The organism is Denitrificimonas halotolerans (assembly GCF_034259425.1).
Taxonomy (GTDB): Bacteria; Pseudomonadota; Gammaproteobacteria; order Pseudomonadales; family Pseudomonadaceae; genus Denitrificimonas; species Denitrificimonas halotolerans.
Genome location: NZ_JAXIVU010000005.1, coordinates 28,806 through 44,361 on the forward strand (window position 1 = coordinate 28,806; position 15,556 = coordinate 44,361).

Annotated in this window: 13 protein-coding genes; 9 read left to right on the top strand and 4 right to left on the bottom strand. The window is 45.0% G+C overall.

Annotation, left to right across the window (positions count from 1 at the left end; translation table 11 throughout):
* Nucleotides 1-33 precede the first annotated feature (33 nt).
* Nucleotides 34-1,458 carry an exodeoxyribonuclease I gene (gene sbcB, locus TOI97_RS05335; protein WP_321553093.1) on the top strand — a complete coding sequence of 475 codons (1,425 nt, stop codon included), beginning with the start codon at nucleotides 34-36 and terminating at the stop codon, nucleotides 1,456-1,458.
* 74 nt (nucleotides 1,459-1,532) lie between these two features.
* Here the strand turns inward: sbcB and mvaT are convergent, their stop codons facing one another.
* Nucleotides 1,533-1,901, bottom strand: a complete 369-nt coding sequence (gene mvaT, locus TOI97_RS05340) for a histone-like nucleoid-structuring protein MvaT (protein WP_321553094.1) — start codon at nucleotides 1,899-1,901, stop codon at nucleotides 1,533-1,535.
* Between the two features lie 484 nt (nucleotides 1,902-2,385).
* On the opposite strand from mvaT, the gene purU reads away from it, so the two are divergent.
* On the top strand, nucleotides 2,386-3,237 hold the full coding sequence (purU, locus tag TOI97_RS05345) for a formyltetrahydrofolate deformylase (protein WP_321553095.1): 852 nt from the start codon (nucleotides 2,386-2,388) through the stop codon (nucleotides 3,235-3,237).
* A 104-nt stretch (nucleotides 3,238-3,341) separates the two neighbouring features.
* On the opposite strand, the gene TOI97_RS05350 is transcribed toward purU, so the two are convergent.
* Nucleotides 3,342-4,778 (bottom strand): M48 family metalloprotease, encoded by a 1,437-nt coding sequence (locus TOI97_RS05350; protein ID WP_321553096.1) that lies wholly within the window; start codon nucleotides 4,776-4,778, stop codon nucleotides 3,342-3,344.
* 136 nt (nucleotides 4,779-4,914) lie between these two features.
* On the opposite strand from TOI97_RS05350, the gene TOI97_RS05355 reads away from it, so the two are divergent.
* Entirely contained in the window at nucleotides 4,915-5,160 is a 246-nt protein-coding gene (locus tag TOI97_RS05355) for a sulfurtransferase TusA family protein (protein ID WP_321553097.1), read from the top strand.
* Nucleotides 5,161-5,169: 9 nt separating this feature from the next.
* On the opposite strand, the gene TOI97_RS05360 is transcribed toward TOI97_RS05355, so the two are convergent.
* Both TOI97_RS05360 and TOI97_RS05365 read right to left on the bottom strand, forming a co-directional pair.
* On the bottom strand, nucleotides 5,170-5,637 hold the full coding sequence (locus tag TOI97_RS05360; protein ID WP_321553098.1) for a peroxiredoxin: 468 nt from the start codon (nucleotides 5,635-5,637) through the stop codon (nucleotides 5,170-5,172).
* Between the two features lie 17 nt (nucleotides 5,638-5,654).
* Nucleotides 5,655-6,215 carry a glycine cleavage system protein R gene (locus tag TOI97_RS05365; RefSeq protein WP_321553099.1) on the bottom strand — a complete coding sequence of 187 codons (561 nt, stop codon included), beginning with the start codon at nucleotides 6,213-6,215 and terminating at the stop codon, nucleotides 5,655-5,657.
* A gap of 176 nt (nucleotides 6,216-6,391) precedes the next feature.
* Between TOI97_RS05365 and dapA the strand changes: the two genes are divergently transcribed.
* From dapA to tilS, 6 genes are all read left to right on the top strand, one after another.
* Nucleotides 6,392-7,270, top strand: a complete 879-nt coding sequence (dapA, locus tag TOI97_RS05370) for a 4-hydroxy-tetrahydrodipicolinate synthase (RefSeq protein ID WP_321553100.1) — start codon at nucleotides 6,392-6,394, stop codon at nucleotides 7,268-7,270.
* Between the two features lie 18 nt (nucleotides 7,271-7,288).
* Nucleotides 7,289-8,392, top strand: coding sequence for an outer membrane protein assembly factor BamC (bamC, locus tag TOI97_RS05375; RefSeq protein WP_321553101.1), 1,104 nt, complete (start codon nucleotides 7,289-7,291; stop codon nucleotides 8,390-8,392).
* Nucleotides 8,393-8,471: 79 nt separating this feature from the next.
* Nucleotides 8,472-9,341, top strand: a complete 870-nt coding sequence (locus TOI97_RS05380) for a phosphoribosylaminoimidazolesuccinocarboxamide synthase (RefSeq protein WP_321553102.1) — start codon at nucleotides 8,472-8,474, stop codon at nucleotides 9,339-9,341.
* Between the two features lie 59 nt (nucleotides 9,342-9,400).
* A complete protein-coding gene (gene dnaE, locus TOI97_RS05385) occupies nucleotides 9,401-12,919 on the top strand; it encodes a DNA polymerase III subunit alpha (RefSeq protein ID WP_321553103.1) in 3,519 nt (1,172 codons plus the stop codon).
* A gap of 139 nt (nucleotides 12,920-13,058) precedes the next feature.
* On the top strand, nucleotides 13,059-14,009 hold the full coding sequence (gene accA, locus TOI97_RS05390) for an acetyl-CoA carboxylase carboxyl transferase subunit alpha (protein ID WP_321553104.1): 951 nt from the start codon (nucleotides 13,059-13,061) through the stop codon (nucleotides 14,007-14,009).
* Nucleotides 14,010-14,079: 70 nt separating this feature from the next.
* Entirely contained in the window at nucleotides 14,080-15,378 is a 1,299-nt protein-coding gene (gene tilS, locus TOI97_RS05395) for a tRNA lysidine(34) synthetase TilS (protein ID WP_321553105.1), read from the top strand.
* Nucleotides 15,379-15,556: the final 178 nt, after the last annotated feature.

Here is a 15,556-nt window from a genome sequence, read left to right on the forward strand (position 1 = left end):
ATTTACAGAGCGGGTGGTAGAGGAGCTAGCAGAGTGACTGCAAGTATTTTTTGGTATGACTTTGAAACGACCGGTGTTCAGGCGCATAGTGATCGGCCTATCCAAGTGGCAGGTATTCGTACGAACGAGCAGCTTGAAGAAATTGATGAGCCATTAAATATGTATTGTCAGCTATCAGACGATATTTTGCCTCATCCAATGTCCAGTTTGGTGACCGGCATTGGGCCAGATGTTTTGCAGCAGCAAGGACTTTTAGAGGTTGATTTTATTGAACGACTGCATCAAGAGTTGATTCGTCCTAATACCTGCACAGCGGGTTTTAATAGCATACGCTTTGATGATGAAATGACACGTGCAACCTTATATCGTAATTTTTATGATCCGTATGCACGAGAGTGGCAAGGTGGTAATAGTCGTTGGGATTTGATTGATGTCTTGCGTTGTACTTGGGCATTACGTCCTGAAGGCATTGAATGGCCAGAGCAAGACGGTGTTATGAGCTTTCGTTTAGAAAAATTTACTGCAGTAAATGGTATTGAGCATGGGCAGGCGCATGATGCTTTGGCGGATGTCAGGGCCACGATTGCAGTGGCGCGCTTGTTACGAGAGAGACAGCCTAAATTATTTAATTACTTATATGATTTGCGCCGAAAAGATGCTGTTATGGAGCGTATTCGCTTGCTGCAACCGATGCTGCATGTATCTGGTATGTTTTCAGTGGCGCGTCACTGTTTGTCACCTGTTTTACCTTTGGCTTGGCATCCGACAAATCGTAACGCATTAATTGTTTGTGATTTACATGCTGATGTGACTCCTTTGTTGGAGTTGGATGCACAAGCTTTAAAAGAACGTTTGTACACACCTCGTGTAGAGTTAGCTGAAGGTGAATCACCTGTACCGCTGAAATTGATTCATATTAATAAAAGTCCAGTGGTAGCACCTTTAGGAGTGCTGCGAGAAGAAGACAATATGCGTTTGAATTTTGATCATCAGCGTTGGCAAGATAATTACCATGTCTTAAAGGATCAGTGTGAACAATGGCGAGATAAATTGAGTTTTGTGTATGAAGAGAGTTGGGCGGGGGGGGAGCAAGATGTTGAGCAGCAGTTATATAGTGGTTTTTTAGCTCCTCGTGATCGCAAACTGTGCGAAGCCCTAAGGAATACTGCGCCAGAGAAACTGTTGCCAGAGTTTTGGCCGTTTGATGACGAGCGTTTAGCAGAACTGTTGTTTCGCTATCGTGGGCGTAATTACCCTCACACATTAAGTGAGAACGAGTTGCATCAGTGGGCGTTGTTCTGTCGTGCCCGTTTAACCGGTGAGCATAGTGGTGCTCCGCTTAATATCGCTGATTATTTAAATGCTTATGCTGCATTAACTCCTGAGCAGCAACTTGATCCTATTGTTCAGGCTTGGCGTCACCATGTGCATGAGATAGAACAACGCTATCAGTTATAGAGGCTTATCGTGTTCAATAAAAAACGCCCTATTAATTGTAGGGCGTTTTTGTTAGGAGGTAAGCGAGACTAGGTTTAGTCTATGATCGTGACCCAAGACTCAACTACATCGCTACCCCATTTGGCTTTCCATTCTTTCAGGACTTTATGGTTACCGCCTTTGGTTCGAATCACTTCACCTGTATGTGGGTTGTCATACTGTTTAGTTTTTCGAGGGCTGCGAGTGCGGGCTGCTGGGCGTGGGGTATTTGTGCGAGCAGCTTGAGGGTCAATAATGACTATGATATCACGCAAGGATTTATTGTACTCAGCCATTAAAGCACGAAGTTTCTCTTCAAATTCAAGTTCTTTTTGTAATTGGCTGTCTTGAGATAAGTTAGCAAGGCGGTTTTCAAGCTCTTTAATACGTTCTTTTGTTTCACGAAATTCATTAATCAATGACATGTGGAAATCCTATGGTGAGAGTGGTTTGTTAATTAAGGATTTTTAGGTATGTCCATAGTTACTAACGGGTGGGGAATTTTAAAATCTTAAACCCGTAATTATCTTGTAATCTATTACTGATATCCTTTAATTTTCATTATGATAAGCCTATAGAGTCATCAAGTAAAGAATTACAGTTGTTACTATATGTTTGTTTTTAATATTAGGTGAGGTATAGAGTTTTTACATTATAGTTTATAAATAATTTATTTATAAATATGCTGTGTGAAATTTTAAACTGAATAATCAGCTTGAGTTGGCAAGCAAAAAACAGGCTGTCGGAGTTAACAAGACAGTTTGTGTATCATAATAAGAAAGCATTCCTTGCTTAGGTTTTGTGTGCATTGTAGATATTAGCTCAGCTGAGCTGACTCGAGGCGCTGGTGGCTGTAGAATAGAGATTAATATTTGTCTTAATAAAAAATCCTATTTTTTGGAGTTTTTCATGCGCACGTTTCGTCTTATTATTGCTTGCCCAGACCGTGTGGGTATTGTTGCGAAAGTCAGTAACTTTTTAGCAACCTACAATGGTTGGATTCATCAGGCAAGCCATCACTCGGATGAACAGAGTGGGTGGTTTTTTATGCGTCACGAAATACGCGCAGATTCTTTGCCGTTTGATCTAGAAGGGTTTAGACAGGCCTTCACTCCTATTGCTAATGAGTTCTCTATGACTTGGCAAGTGAGTGATTCTGCAGTTAAAAAGCGTGTAGTGTTAATGGCAAGTCGAGACTCACATTGTTTAGCGGACTTGCTGCATCGTTGGCATCGTAATGAACTCGATTGTGAGATTCCCTGTGTAATTGCTAATCATGATGATTTACGCAGTATGGTCGAGTGGCATGGTATTCCTTTTTATCATGTGCCTGTAGATCCAAAAGACAAGCAGCCAGCCTTTGCTGAAGTCAGTCGTTTGATTGATGAACATGAAGCTGACTGTGTTGTGTTGGCGCGTTATATGCAAATTTTGCCGCCTGATTTATGTCAAAAATATCAAGGACGAGTGATCAATATCCACCATAGTTTCCTACCTTCATTTGTAGGTGCTAAACCATATCACCAAGCAGCATTGCGAGGGGTTAAGTTAATTGGCGCAACTTGCCACTATGTTACTGAAGATCTAGATGCAGGGCCGATTATTGAGCAGGATGTGGTGCGTGTGAGCCACCGTGATACAGTCGCGGATATGGTGCGTAATGGTAAAGATGTCGAAAAAATGGCGTTGGCTCGTGGTTTGCGTTATCACTTAGAAGATCGCGTGATGATCCATGACAACAAAACTGTAGTGTTTGACTGATTTAATTATAAATAATGTACGCAGTGCATGCGCACCAAGACTTGGGTGCTGTGTAGCTTTAAGCAATTAGCCCCCCTCACCGCACTGACGAGAGGGTGAGGGTGTTAATTTAGCATCTTTTTAATATCTTGCTCTTCTTTGATCAGCTCTTGTTGGCGTGCATCGATGCGTGCTGCGCGAGGGAAGTTGTTACTCGCGCGTTGGCGAGCGAAATCTAATTGCTGAATGGCTTGGGTGTAATCTCCGACACGAGAAAAGTATTCAGCTCGGGCTTCGTGTAACCCAATAATGTTATTTGATAAACCGCGAATTTCTGCGACTTCAAACCAGATATCTGGATCATTAGGGCGTTGTTTTAAAAGTTGATTGATACTTTGCTCGGCGCCAGCAATATCTTTTTGTTTGAGTTGTATTTCATATTTGGCTTTACGTAAAGGGAAGTTGTTCGGGTGTTTTTTAAGTAATTCATCGACGCGTTTTTGTGCTTGACTAAATTGTCCGCGGCTCAGTTCTAAGTCGATGGCTGCTAAATGGTAAATAATTGAGTTAGGTGACCGCAATAGTAGAGTGTCAATATTGCGTTGCGCTTCATTGAGTTGGTTGGCGCGAATTAAGGCAAGTGCTAAGCCGTAACGCGCTGGTTCTGAATGTGGTGTTTCAGCCAACTGACTGCGAAAACGTTTCAGTGCTATGCCAGGTGTTTCTTCAAAAGTCAGTTGTACACGTGTACGGATCAGTTGGTAATAGAGGCTGTCGATTTTGTCAGTGTTTGCATGGTATTGCTCGGCTCGACTTTGAGTATCAGCTACTCGGTTTTCTGAAAGTGGATGCGTGAGTAAAAATTCAGGTGGCATGCTGTCATAGCGATATTGGCGCATTAAGCGTTCAAATAAGCTAGGCATTGCGCGAGGGTCAAAACCTGCTTTCTTAAGGTTAAGTAAACCAATGCGGTCGGCTTCTTGTTCGTTCTGCCTAGAGAAGCGACGTTGTTCTTGAAAGGCAGCGGCTTGAGTGGAGGCTATAGCGGCCATGCCAATGTCACCTCCGCCGGCAGCTGTCGCAATTATACCGGCAAGCATCGCTGCCATCATTGGAACTTGCATGCGTTTTTGTGCTTCTAAACCGCGGGCAAAGTGTCGTTGTGATAAGTGAGCAAGTTCGTGAGCCATCACTGAAGCGTACTCAGCTTCGGTTTGTGCATGCAGAAGCAAACCACCATTCACTCCGATAATGCCGCCGGGAGCTGCAAAAGCATTGAGTTGTGGGCTGGCAAGTACAATAAATTCGAGGCGACGGTCATCGAGTTGGCTAGTTTCGGCTAAACGATAAACGCTAGTTTCGATATAGTCTTTGAGCAGTGGGTCCTCAAGTTGGCGCACTTGTCCACGTAAAACACTGAGCCAGGCTCGCCCAAGCTTGTGTTCTTGTTGGGGAGAAATAATTGCTGAGCTCGAGTCACCAAGAGACGGTAAGGGATTTGCAGTTACAGGTTGAGCTAGCATGCAGGCCAGCACTAATAGAGCGGGGTAGAAGAACGTCATAGCACTCTCTTTGCAAGATAAGTAACAGTATAGGCTACAATTCGTGCCATAGCAGTGAATAGAGGTGTTAAGTTATATCACTCTATACTGACTAAGTGTATGGCTAAATGTTCGTTAAATAAGGTGGTTTTTTTAAATGAGTGAAGTATTGCCGCAATATGATGAAGAACTGGATGCGCGTAACTTAGCCTGTCCGTTACCTTTGTTAAAAGCAAAGTTGGCGCTCAATGGTTTACCTATAGGAGCGGTATTGAAAGTGCTAGCAACTGATGCAGGGTCGCAACGTGACTTTCGTTCGTTTGCTAAACTGGCGGGGCACAGCCTGCTGCATGAAACTGATGAGCAGGCTGTATTTGCTTACTGGCTGCGTAAAGAACATTAAAACTCGTGCTTAGTTTTTGTTATTCAGCTCTTGCGCTGCAATAAGTACCTCTGCGGCATGGCCTGCCACTTTAACCTTACGCCACTCACCACGTAGAACACCGTCTTTATCGATTAAAAAAGTGCTGCGTTCAATGCCAAAATGTTTTTTACCAAAGGTGTTTTTTTCTTTGATGACATCAAATTGCTGGCACAGTGTTTCTTCTGGATCGCTGATGAGTTCAAAAGGAAAGTCGTGTTTGGTTTTAAAGTTTTCATGGGTGCGCATGCTGTCACGAGAAACACCAAAAATAACAGTATTGGCTGCAGCAAAGTCATCGTGCATGTCTCTAAAATCTTGGCTTTCGGTGGTGCAGCCAGGGGTGTTGTCTTTGGGGTAAAAGTACAAAACAACTTGCTGACCTGCGAGGTCAGATAATTGTACAGTCGTTTCATTGGTTGCAGCTGCGGTGAAGTTTTCAACAGGCTTGTTAAGCATAATGACTCCTTTGTACTTTAAGGTATTTGCGGGCGCCAAGGTTCAATCAGGGCATCTAGATTGAGTGCGTCAGCAAAGTCTAAAAATTGATCGCGTAACCAATTGATTTGTGTATTGGCTAATAAGGTTACAGTAATTGTTGCATTAAGCATCGTGGTATTGGTTTGTGGGGCTTGGTAGGTATCGTAACTGATATTTTCCAAACCAATGTCATGGTCAGTAAAGAACTGGCATAGCTCAGCCAAAATATCAGGGCGATAGAGTGCGCTTACATAAACAATATAAGGGAGGGCAGGGATAGGTTTTTCCTGACCTTCTTCGCTGCGCGTAAAAGAAAGTTGTAAACCATGTCGCTTGGCTAAAATTGGAAGCGAACTTTCTAATCGGGCTAAAGCGTCCCAGGTGCCTCCGGCCTGTAAAATTAGAGCGCTGTATTGGCCGTGACGCGTGAGACGACTGCTGACAACTGAGCAACGGTTTTCTAAGCAGGAGCGACAGAGTAGGTTGGTGAGTTCTAGTGGATCGCTCCCCATTGCACTGATTAGAAGGTATTGTTCACGTAAGAGGGGTACTGACATTCAACATTCCATAAATAGGTTGCAGCGTAATTTACGCTGGATAAGTGCACTAGGGTAACGAAAAGATCATACAAATGGAAAGTGCAATGAGGTGAGCAGCGCTTGTGCTACTAGGGCGGCATCAGTAATATTACCTGTCTGTTATATTTTACTTATTTTTAAGTGGGAGCGGTTGCATGATTTCGGGCAGTATGGTCGCAATAGTCACGCCCATGGATGCGCAAGGCGCACTTGATTGGCAAGCGCTGACTAGGCTTGTTGAGTTTCATCTGCAAGAAGGCACAGACGCTTTAGTTGTAGTAGGGACAACGGGTGAGTCTGCTACTTTGGATGTTGATGAGCACGTTGAGGTGATTCGTCGCGTTGTTGAGCAGGTTAACGGGCGTATTCCAGTGATTGCTGGTACGGGGGCGAACTGTACTCGTGAGGCGGTAGCGCTGACGCGTAATGCAAAGAAAGTGGGGGCAGATGCATGTTTGTTGGTCACCCCATATTACAACAAACCCACTCAGGAAGGCTTGTATCAGCATTTTAAACATATTGCTGAGGCAGTGGATATTCCACAAATCTTATACAATGTACCCGGTCGCACAGTGTGTGATATGCAGGCGGATACAGTTGTGCGCTTATCTGCTATCAGCAACATTGTGGGTATTAAAGAAGCGACGGGTGACATTGAGCGTGCAAAAGACATTATTGCTCGTGTGCCGAGTAGTTTTTATGTGTATTCCGGAGATGATGCTACAGCTTACGAGCTGATGCTAGCAGGTGGTAAAGGTAATATTTCAGTCACTGCTAATATTGCTCCGCGCGCAATGAAAGAGTTGTGCTCTGTTGCTATTTCTGGTGATGCAGCCGCCGCTAAAGCTATGAATGATCAGCTGATGCCATTGCATAAAAACTTGTTTTTGGAAGCCAATCCAATCCCAGTAAAATGGGCTTTATATGAGATGGGCTTAATTCAAGAAGGCATCCGTTTGCCGTTGACTCCGTTCAGCGAAAAGTACCATGAAACTTTACGTCAGGCGATGCGTCAGACAGGCATTTTGAATTAAACCGAGGTTTTAAAACGCATGAAGCGATTTGCTGGAATTTGCTTGTTAGCAGTCTCTGCTGGCAGCTTAACAGGCTGTGGTTGGGTATGGGGTGAGGATGGTTATTTCCGTGATCGCGGTAGTGATTATCAAGAAGCACGCATGACACCTAAAATGCAGTTGACTGATGATGTTCAAATGATCCGACGCATGGATCCTTTATTGCCAATTCCACACCATGTCGCTTCATTAGAATCGACCGATGGTTATGAAGTGCCGCGCCCGCTGGCTTTGCCAAGTGATGAGCAAGCGGGGGAGTTTAGCCTGCAAGAAAGTGGCGCTTTAAGTTGGATTGTTGCACAACGTATCCCCGCGCAGATCTGGCCAACTGCACAGCAGTTTTTTGAGCGCAATGGCTTTAAAATTGCCAGTGAACGCCCGCATTTGGGGGAGTTTATAACGCAATGGCAAAGCGTTGATGAGTTGGATCTAGGTTTGATTCGCCAAGTATGGGGCGAAGCAACGCCAACTTTGGAGGTGCGTTTTCGTGTGCGCATTGAGCCAGGTGTGCAACGTAATAGCAGTGATGTCTTTATTGATCAGGCGCAACGCAACGCAGGTAGTCTAATTGATAGTGAGTGGACTGCTAATACGGTGACTCAAGCAGAGTCTGCAGCTTTACTACGTGAATTGAATAAGTATCTGGCATTAAGTCATGAGGGTGGTGAGTCTTACTCATTGCTTGCCAGTAAAGCTTATGATGCACCGAAGCGAGTCGCATTGGTTGATGGCGGCAATGGTGTAAAAGCTTTGCGCCTAGATGCTAACTTTGATCGTGCGTGGTCTGGTGTTGGTAGAGCATTAAATGCTGCTCAAGTTGCCGTCTATGATCTCAATCGTAGTGCAGGGTTGTATTATATTGACTTGGCTGAGAAAGCCCAGCAAGAGGAGCCAGGTTTCTTCAAGCGTTTATTTAGCTCTAAGAAGCAGACGCCTGAGCCCGTAAGTGCTGAGCGTTACATTGTGCGTTTAACTGCTATTAATCAACAGGTTTTTGTTAACGTCGAGCGCGATAGCGATACTTTGGCCCCCGTCGATGTTGCTAAGCGTGTGCTTGAACAAATACAGACCCATTTAGAATAAATTCTTCTAGCCCTTCTTCATTACCAGCAGGCGAAATTTCGATTTCGCCTGCTGTGTTTACAAGCATAGGATTTTTGCCATGAGCCAGCAGCCTCAATTGAGCCTGAAAAAAATATATTCCGGTAAAGTGCGCGATCTTTATGAAATTGATGCGCAGCGTATGCTAATGGTCGCTAGTGACCGGCTTTCTGCTTTCGATGTGATTTTAGAGCAGCCAATTCCTGATAAAGGAAAAATTTTGACTGAGATTTCTAATTTTTGGTTTAAAAAATTAGAGCATATTGTCCCCAATCACTTCACTGGCGATAAGGTTAGTGATGTGGTTCGCGTTGAAGAGCTGCCTTTGGTTGAAGGGCGTGCAGTTGTTGCGAAACGCTTACAGCCGGTTGCAGTAGAGGCCATTGTGCGTGGTTATTTAGTTGGGTCTGGTTGGAAAGAGTATCAGCAAAGTGGCACTGTTTGTGGGATTAAGTTACCAGCGGGTTTGCAAGAGGCACAAAAATTACCCGAGCCAATCTTTACTCCGTCCACTAAAGCAGAGGTGGGCGATCATGATGAGAATATTAGTTTTGCTCAGTGCGCAGAAATTATTGGGCAAGAGCTAGCAGAGCAAGTGCGTGATGTATCCATTGCTTTGTACCAAGCGGCTGTTGAGTATGCAGCCACTCGCGGCATTATTATTGCTGATACCAAGTTTGAATTTGGTTTGGATGCTGAGGGTACCTTGACGCTGATGGACGAAGTGCTCACACCTGATTCCAGTCGTTTTTGGCCGGCAGATAGTTATCAAGTGGGTAGTAACCCACCAAGTTTTGATAAGCAGTTTGTGCGAGACTGGTTAGAAGCAAGTGGTTGGGATAAAGAACCACCTGCACCGGCAGTTCCTGCTGATGTGGCGCAAAAAACAGCAGATAAATATCGTGAAGCTTTACTGCGCTTAACCGAGTAACTGTTCAGGTCTCGAGTCGGTCGAGCGTCACTCTTTATTGGTTTGAAAAAGGTTACTGAATGTCTGCATCATTTGTTCATTTACGTGTGCATAGCGAATTTTCATTGGTTGACGGTATTGTTCGTATTAAGCCATTGATTAAAGCGGTAAGTGATGCAGGTATGCCAGCGGTTGCCATAACTGATCAGAGCAATATGAGTTCTTTGGTTAAGTTTTATACCGGTGCACAAAGAGAAGGCGTTAAGCCTATTTCAGGTGCAGATATTTGGTTGGCAAGCGCTGAAGAGGATGGCCCATTAACGCGCATGACTTTGTTAGTCATGAACCCAAAAGGTTATCGTAATTTAACGGAGCTGATTTCTTTAGGCTTTACTCAAGGGCAGCGGCATGGCTTAGCTGTTGTAGAGCGTGCTTGGGTTAAAGCAGCTGCAGAAGGACTCATTGCCTTATGCGGTGCGAAAGATGGCGAAATTGGTCATGCTTTATTGGCGGGTGATCATCAATATGCGGAAAAGTTGCTGGCTGAGTGGCGTGCATGCTTTAAAGATCGCTTTTATTTAGAGTTACATCGCACCGACCGGCCGAATGATGAAGAACATGTGCATGCAGCTGTAGCCTTGGCTGCACGTACAGGTGTGCCGGTAGTGGCTACCAATGATGTACGGTTTTTGTTGCAAGAAGATTTTGAGGCTCACGAAACACGCGTTTGTATTGGTGAGGGGCGGGTTTTGGATGATCCGCGTCGAGCGCGTGAGTATTCCGATCAGCAATATTTGAAAACGCCAGAAGAAATGGCGCAATTATTTGCAGATATCCCAGAGGCTATTAGTAACAGTGTAGCAATTGCTAAGCGTTGTAATATCGAAATACAGCTTGGTACACACTTTTTACCGGATTTCCCTGTGCCTGAGGGTATGACCATTGGTGAGTATCTCAGACATGTATCTTTTGAGGGATTAGAAGAGCGTTTATCGGTAACTTTGCCTAAAGACACCCCAGATTATGTGGAAAAACGTAAGGTTTATGATGATCGATTGAACTTTGAGTTGGATATCATCAACCAGATGGGGTTCCCCGGCTACTTCTTAATTGTTATGGACTTTATTCGCTGGGCGAAAAATAACGGTGTGCCGGTAGGGCCTGGACGAGGTTCCGGAGCAGGTAGTTTAGTGGCTTACGTGTTACACATTACCAACCTTGATCCTCTGCAATATGACTTACTGTTTGAACGTTTTTTGAATCCTGAGCGGGTCTCCATGCCTGACTTTGATGTCGATTTCTGTATGGATGGTCGTGACCGGGTCATTGATTATGTAGCAGAACTTTATGGTCGTGAGGCGGTCAGCCAGATCATTACCTTCGGCACTATGGCGGCAAAGGCAGTGGTGCGTGATGTGGCACGGGTGCAAGGTAAAGCTTACGGTTTGGCAGACCGTTTATCGAAAATGATTCCCTTTGAAGTGGGGATGACGTTAAGTAAGGCTTTTGAAGCAGAAGAGGCGTTGCGTGATTTTCTTGCTAATGATGAAGAAGCAGCTGAAATTTGGGAGATGGCGCTTAAGCTAGAAGGTATCACACGTGGTACGGGTAAGCATGCTGGTGGTGTCGTGATTGCACCGACTAAGCTGACAGACTTTTCGCCAGTATCCTGTGATGAGGATGGCACCGGTCTGGTTACTCAATTTGATAAAGATGATGTCGAAGCGGCTGGGCTAGTGAAGTTCGACTTCCTTGGTTTGCGAACTTTGACCATCATTAAGTGGGCGCTAGAGAACGTTAACCGTGACCGTGCCAAATTGGGTGAGGCACCGTTAGATATTGATTTTATACCACTTGATGATAAGCCCACTTATCAAATGCTGCAGCGTGCAGAAACAACGGCAGTGTTCCAACTTGAATCGCGAGGAATGAAAGAGCTGATTAAAAAGCTCAAGCCAGACTGCCTCGAAGATTTGATTGCACTGGTTGCTTTGTTCCGGCCAGGACCGTTGCAGTCAGGCATGGTTGATGACTTTATTAATCGGAAGCATGGGCGTGCTGAGTTGGCTTATCCGCACCCTGATTATCAGTACGATAAGCTTATTCCTGTGTTGCAGCCTACGTACGGTATTATTTTGTATCAAGAGCAGGTGATGCAGATTGCTCAGGTTATGGCCGGCTACTCATTAGGGCAGGCGGATATGCTGCGTCGTGCGATGGGTAAAAAAAAGCCGGAAGAAATGGCGAAGCAGCGCTCAGGGTTTATTGAAGGCTGCAAAAATAATGACATTGATGAACACTTGGCTGGAAATATTTTTGACCTGGTAGAGAAGTTCGCAGGTTATGGGTTTAATAAGTCACACTCAGCCGCATATGGTTTGGTTTCGTATCAAACTGCTTGGCTTAAGCAGCATTACCCGCCTCAGTTTATGGCTGCAGTATTGTCGGCAGATATGGATAACACCGATAAAGTTGTTATTTTGATTGAAGAGTGTCGCAATATGAAATTGCGCATTGTTGCGCCCGACGTGAACCAATCTGAATATAAGTTTACGGTGAATGATGATGGACATGTGGTCTATGGGCTTGGTGCAATTAAAGGTGTAGGAGAGGGGCCGGTTGAAGCTATTGTAAGTGCGCGTGGTGGTGAGCCCTTTAAAGATCTGTTTGATTTCTGTGCGCGCATGGATTTAAAACGAGTAAATAAAAGAACTTTAGACGCATTGGTGCGTAGTGGTGCTTTAGATCGTATGGGGCCTTACTTTTCAGAGCAGGTCGATGAATACTTAGCTGGCATCGATCGTAATCGTGCAGTGTTGTTATCTGCTTTGGAGGAAGCCATTAAAACAGCTGACCAAGCAGCACGAAACCGTGCGAGTGGACACATGGACTTATTTGGCGATGTGTTTTCCGATACAGAAGTTGATGTGTATGAAAAGTATCATAATGCCCGTGAATTGACGCTAAAAGAGCGATTAAAAGGTGAAAAGGATACGTTGGGTTTATACTTAACAGGACACCCTATTGATGAATACGAGGGTGAAGTGCGTCGTTTTGCTCGTCAACGTATTATTGATTTAAGACCTTCACGTGATACGCAAACTGTAGCAGGCTTAATAGTTGCTTTACGTGTAATGCGTAATAAGAAAGGTGATCGCATGGGGTTTATTACGCTTGATGATCGCTCGGCGCGTATTGAAGCTTCTTTATTTTCTGAAGCATTTACTCAAGCACAAGCTTTGCTGCAAACAGATACATTGGTTGTTGTTGAGGGGGAAGTGAGTCACGATGACTTCTCCGGTGGCTTGCGGTTAAGAGCTAAACGAGTGATGAGTTTGGAAGAGGCGCGCACAGGGTTAGCGCAAAGTTTACGCCTTTGCGTGACTGTGACAGACTTAAGCCATGACAACCTCGCACGGTTAAAGGCATTATTATTAAGGTATAAAGGCGAATGTCCGCTGACCGTAGATTACAGTGGGCAGACTGCTAAAGCTTTATTAGCATTTTCGTCAGATTGGAATATAGAACCAACTGATGACCTTATTTTGGCATTACGTGACCTATTTGGTCGTGATAACGTCTTTTTGCATTACCGCTAGTATCAGTACGCTGGTTTGGCGTCGAGTTTATTTTGGACTCTACTAGCTTAAAAAATTGGTGGCTTGTGCGTAATGAGCGTACGAGCTTTAAACATTGCAGTGCGGCCTAACCGCCGTAACAGAAAAATGGATGCCCCTGATGAACCCTAGTTTTTTGGATTTTGAACAGCCCATTGCCGATCTTCAGGCAAAAATTGAAGAGTTACGTTTGGTTGGCAATGACAATGATTTAAATATCAGTGATGAAATTGCACGTTTGCAAGAAAAAAGTAACTCATTGACTAAAAGTATTTTTAGCAATCTGACCAGCTGGCAAATTGCACGTATGGCGCGTCATCCTCAGCGTCCTTACACTTTGGATTATTTAGAGCACCTGTTTACAGAATTTGAAGAATTGCACGGTGATCGTCATTTTTCTGATGATGCAGCGATTGTCGGTGGTGTGGCGCGTTTTAATGGTAAGCCAGTGATGGTCATTGGGCATCAGAAAGGCCGTGAGGTTCGTGAAAAGGTGCGTCGTAACTTTGGTATGCCGCGCCCAGAAGGTTATCGTAAAGCTTGCCGCCTTATGGAAATGGCTGAGCGTTTTAAAATGCCAATTTTCACTTTTATTGATACGCCGGGTGCTTATCCAGGTATTGATGCCGAAGAGCGTGGGCAAAGTGAAGCTATTGCTTGGAACTTGCGTGTGATGTCGCGTTTAAAAACGCCGATTATCTCCACGGTTATTGGTGAGGGTGGCTCTGGTGGCGCCTTAGCTATCGGTGTGTGTGACCGCCTCAACATGCTGCAGTACTCTACTTATGCGGTTATTTCTCCAGAGGGATGTGCGTCCATTTTGTGGAAAACATCAGATAAAGCTCCTGATGCAGCTGAAGCTATGGGTATTACTGCTGAGCGCTTGCAAGGGTTGAAGATTGTTGATCATGTGATTCCTGAGCCATTAGGGGGGGCGCATCGTGATGTGCCGACAGTGGTAGAGTCCATTCGTAAAACCTTGGCTGCTCAGTTGGATGAGTTGCAGGCTCTAGATACTGATGAGCTGCTTGAGCGCCGTTATGAAAAGCTGATGGGGTTTGGCATCGCTTAATGCGGCTGATACTTGCGCACCCTAAATCTACGCTTAGGGTGCGTATTGCAGCCTCAAATAAGGCTGTTTTATGTTAGATATTGAACAACACCTCTTTGATACGCTACGTCCGTGGCGTGATAGTCCTTCATTATGCGTCGCATTTTCCGGAGGGATGGACTCTTCGGTATTGTTGTACGCGTTAGCGCAATTGGCAAAGCGGTATGCGCTGCCGCAGATTCGCGCAGTGTATATTCATCATGGGCTGCAAGACACGGCAGAGTCTTGGCCTGCTCATTGCCAGCGTTTTTGTGATGAACTTCAGATTCCGTTAACAGTGTTGGCAGTGCATGTGGCATCGACTGCTAGTGTTGAGCAGGCCGCACGGGAAGCACGTTACGCAGCATTTTCACAGCATTTACTGGATGGTGAAGTACTATTGATGGCGCAGCATCAGGATGATCAGGCGGAAACTTTTTTGTTTCGTTTATTGCGGGGAGCAGGTGTTGCTGGTTTACGTGGCATTCCAGATGTACGGTCTTTATCACCTGGAGTTGTTGTGCGCCCCTTGTTGAATGTAAGTCGTCAGGCGTTATTATCTTATGCTCAGCGTGCCCAGCTGAGCTGGATTGAAGATCCGAGTAATGATACCGATGCGTTTGATCGGAATTACTTGCGACGCCAAGTGATACCTGTACTTAAAAAGCGTTGGCCTGCTATGTTGGGTAATTTGCAGCGTACGGTTGGGCATATGCATGAGGCGCAAGATTTGCTTAATGAGCTGGCTATGGAGGATTTGCAGCATGTTTCTAGCGAGCCAGTCTTAAGTTGGCTCACTGTGCCTTGTTTGGATTTGGATAAGGTGCGGCAGTTAAGTTTTGCGCGACAAAAAAATGTGTTGCGCTACTGGTTGGCGCCTTTTACTTTGCTACCTGATAGTGCGCATTGGGCTGGTTGGGAAAATTTGCGGGATGCACGCGAAGATGCGCAGCCAATTTGGCGGCTGCATAACGGGGTGCTGCAATGCAGTCAAAATCGTTTATATTATTTGTCGCGGGAGTGGTTGCAAGCACCGCCTGAACTTGAGTTGATAATTTCTTGTGCAGGGCGTTATAGCTTGCCGGGGAATGGTTATATAGAAGTAAAAGGGGGGCTTACTCAGCCTCTAAGAGTGGGGTATCGTCAAGGGACTGAGCGCTTTCAATTGCTAGGGCGTGGCAGTCGAGACTTAAAGCGCTTATTGCAAGAGTATCGAGTGCCGCATTTTGTACGCTCACGCTTGCCTATATTCTACGCAGGTCAGCAGCCCGTGGCTTTGGCCAATGAGCCCAAGTTAAACCATCATGATCTAGTGGGTGTTACGCTAACTTGGTGTTTTTCTGCAACCTAGCTTTTGTTGTAGGTAGGGATGCTACTGTCACTCGATAAGAAAGAAGCGTTTTATTGCGATCTTGGTTTGAGTCACAAACAGCTTTAGCGTAGACTATTCTCCCGTCTATTAGTTGATTAATACAGGTGCTTGGTTGCTCCTGTAGCGCTTGATTATGAATTGCATTTATCAAGCATAG

Excerpts from the sequence above, each read along its gene's own strand:
- TOI97_RS05365 (WP_321553099.1), bottom strand. The coding sequence starts at position 6,215 with ATGTCAGTACCCCTCTTACGTGAACAATACCTTCTAATCAGTGCAATG.
- dnaE (WP_321553103.1), top strand. The coding sequence starts at position 9,401 with ATGTCTGCATCATTTGTTCATTTACGTGTGCATAGCGAATTTTCATTG.
- tilS (WP_321553105.1), top strand. The coding sequence starts at position 14,080 with ATGTTAGATATTGAACAACACCTCTTTGATACGCTACGTCCGTGGCGT.
- TOI97_RS05350 (WP_321553096.1), bottom strand. The coding sequence starts at position 4,778 with ATGACGTTCTTCTACCCCGCTCTATTAGTGCTGGCCTGCATGCTAGCT.
- dapA (WP_321553100.1), top strand. The coding sequence starts at position 6,392 with ATGATTTCGGGCAGTATGGTCGCAATAGTCACGCCCATGGATGCGCAA.
- TOI97_RS05360 (WP_321553098.1), bottom strand. The coding sequence starts at position 5,637 with ATGCTTAACAAGCCTGTTGAAAACTTCACCGCAGCTGCAACCAATGAA.
- purU (WP_321553095.1), top strand. The coding sequence starts at position 2,386 with ATGCGCACGTTTCGTCTTATTATTGCTTGCCCAGACCGTGTGGGTATT.
- TOI97_RS05355 (WP_321553097.1), top strand. The coding sequence starts at position 4,915 with ATGAGTGAAGTATTGCCGCAATATGATGAAGAACTGGATGCGCGTAAC.
- mvaT (WP_321553094.1), bottom strand. The coding sequence starts at position 1,901 with ATGTCATTGATTAATGAATTTCGTGAAACAAAAGAACGTATTAAAGAG.
- bamC (WP_321553101.1), top strand. The coding sequence starts at position 7,289 with ATGAAGCGATTTGCTGGAATTTGCTTGTTAGCAGTCTCTGCTGGCAGC.
- TOI97_RS05380 (WP_321553102.1), top strand. The coding sequence starts at position 8,472 with ATGAGCCAGCAGCCTCAATTGAGCCTGAAAAAAATATATTCCGGTAAA.
- accA (WP_321553104.1), top strand. The coding sequence starts at position 13,059 with ATGAACCCTAGTTTTTTGGATTTTGAACAGCCCATTGCCGATCTTCAG.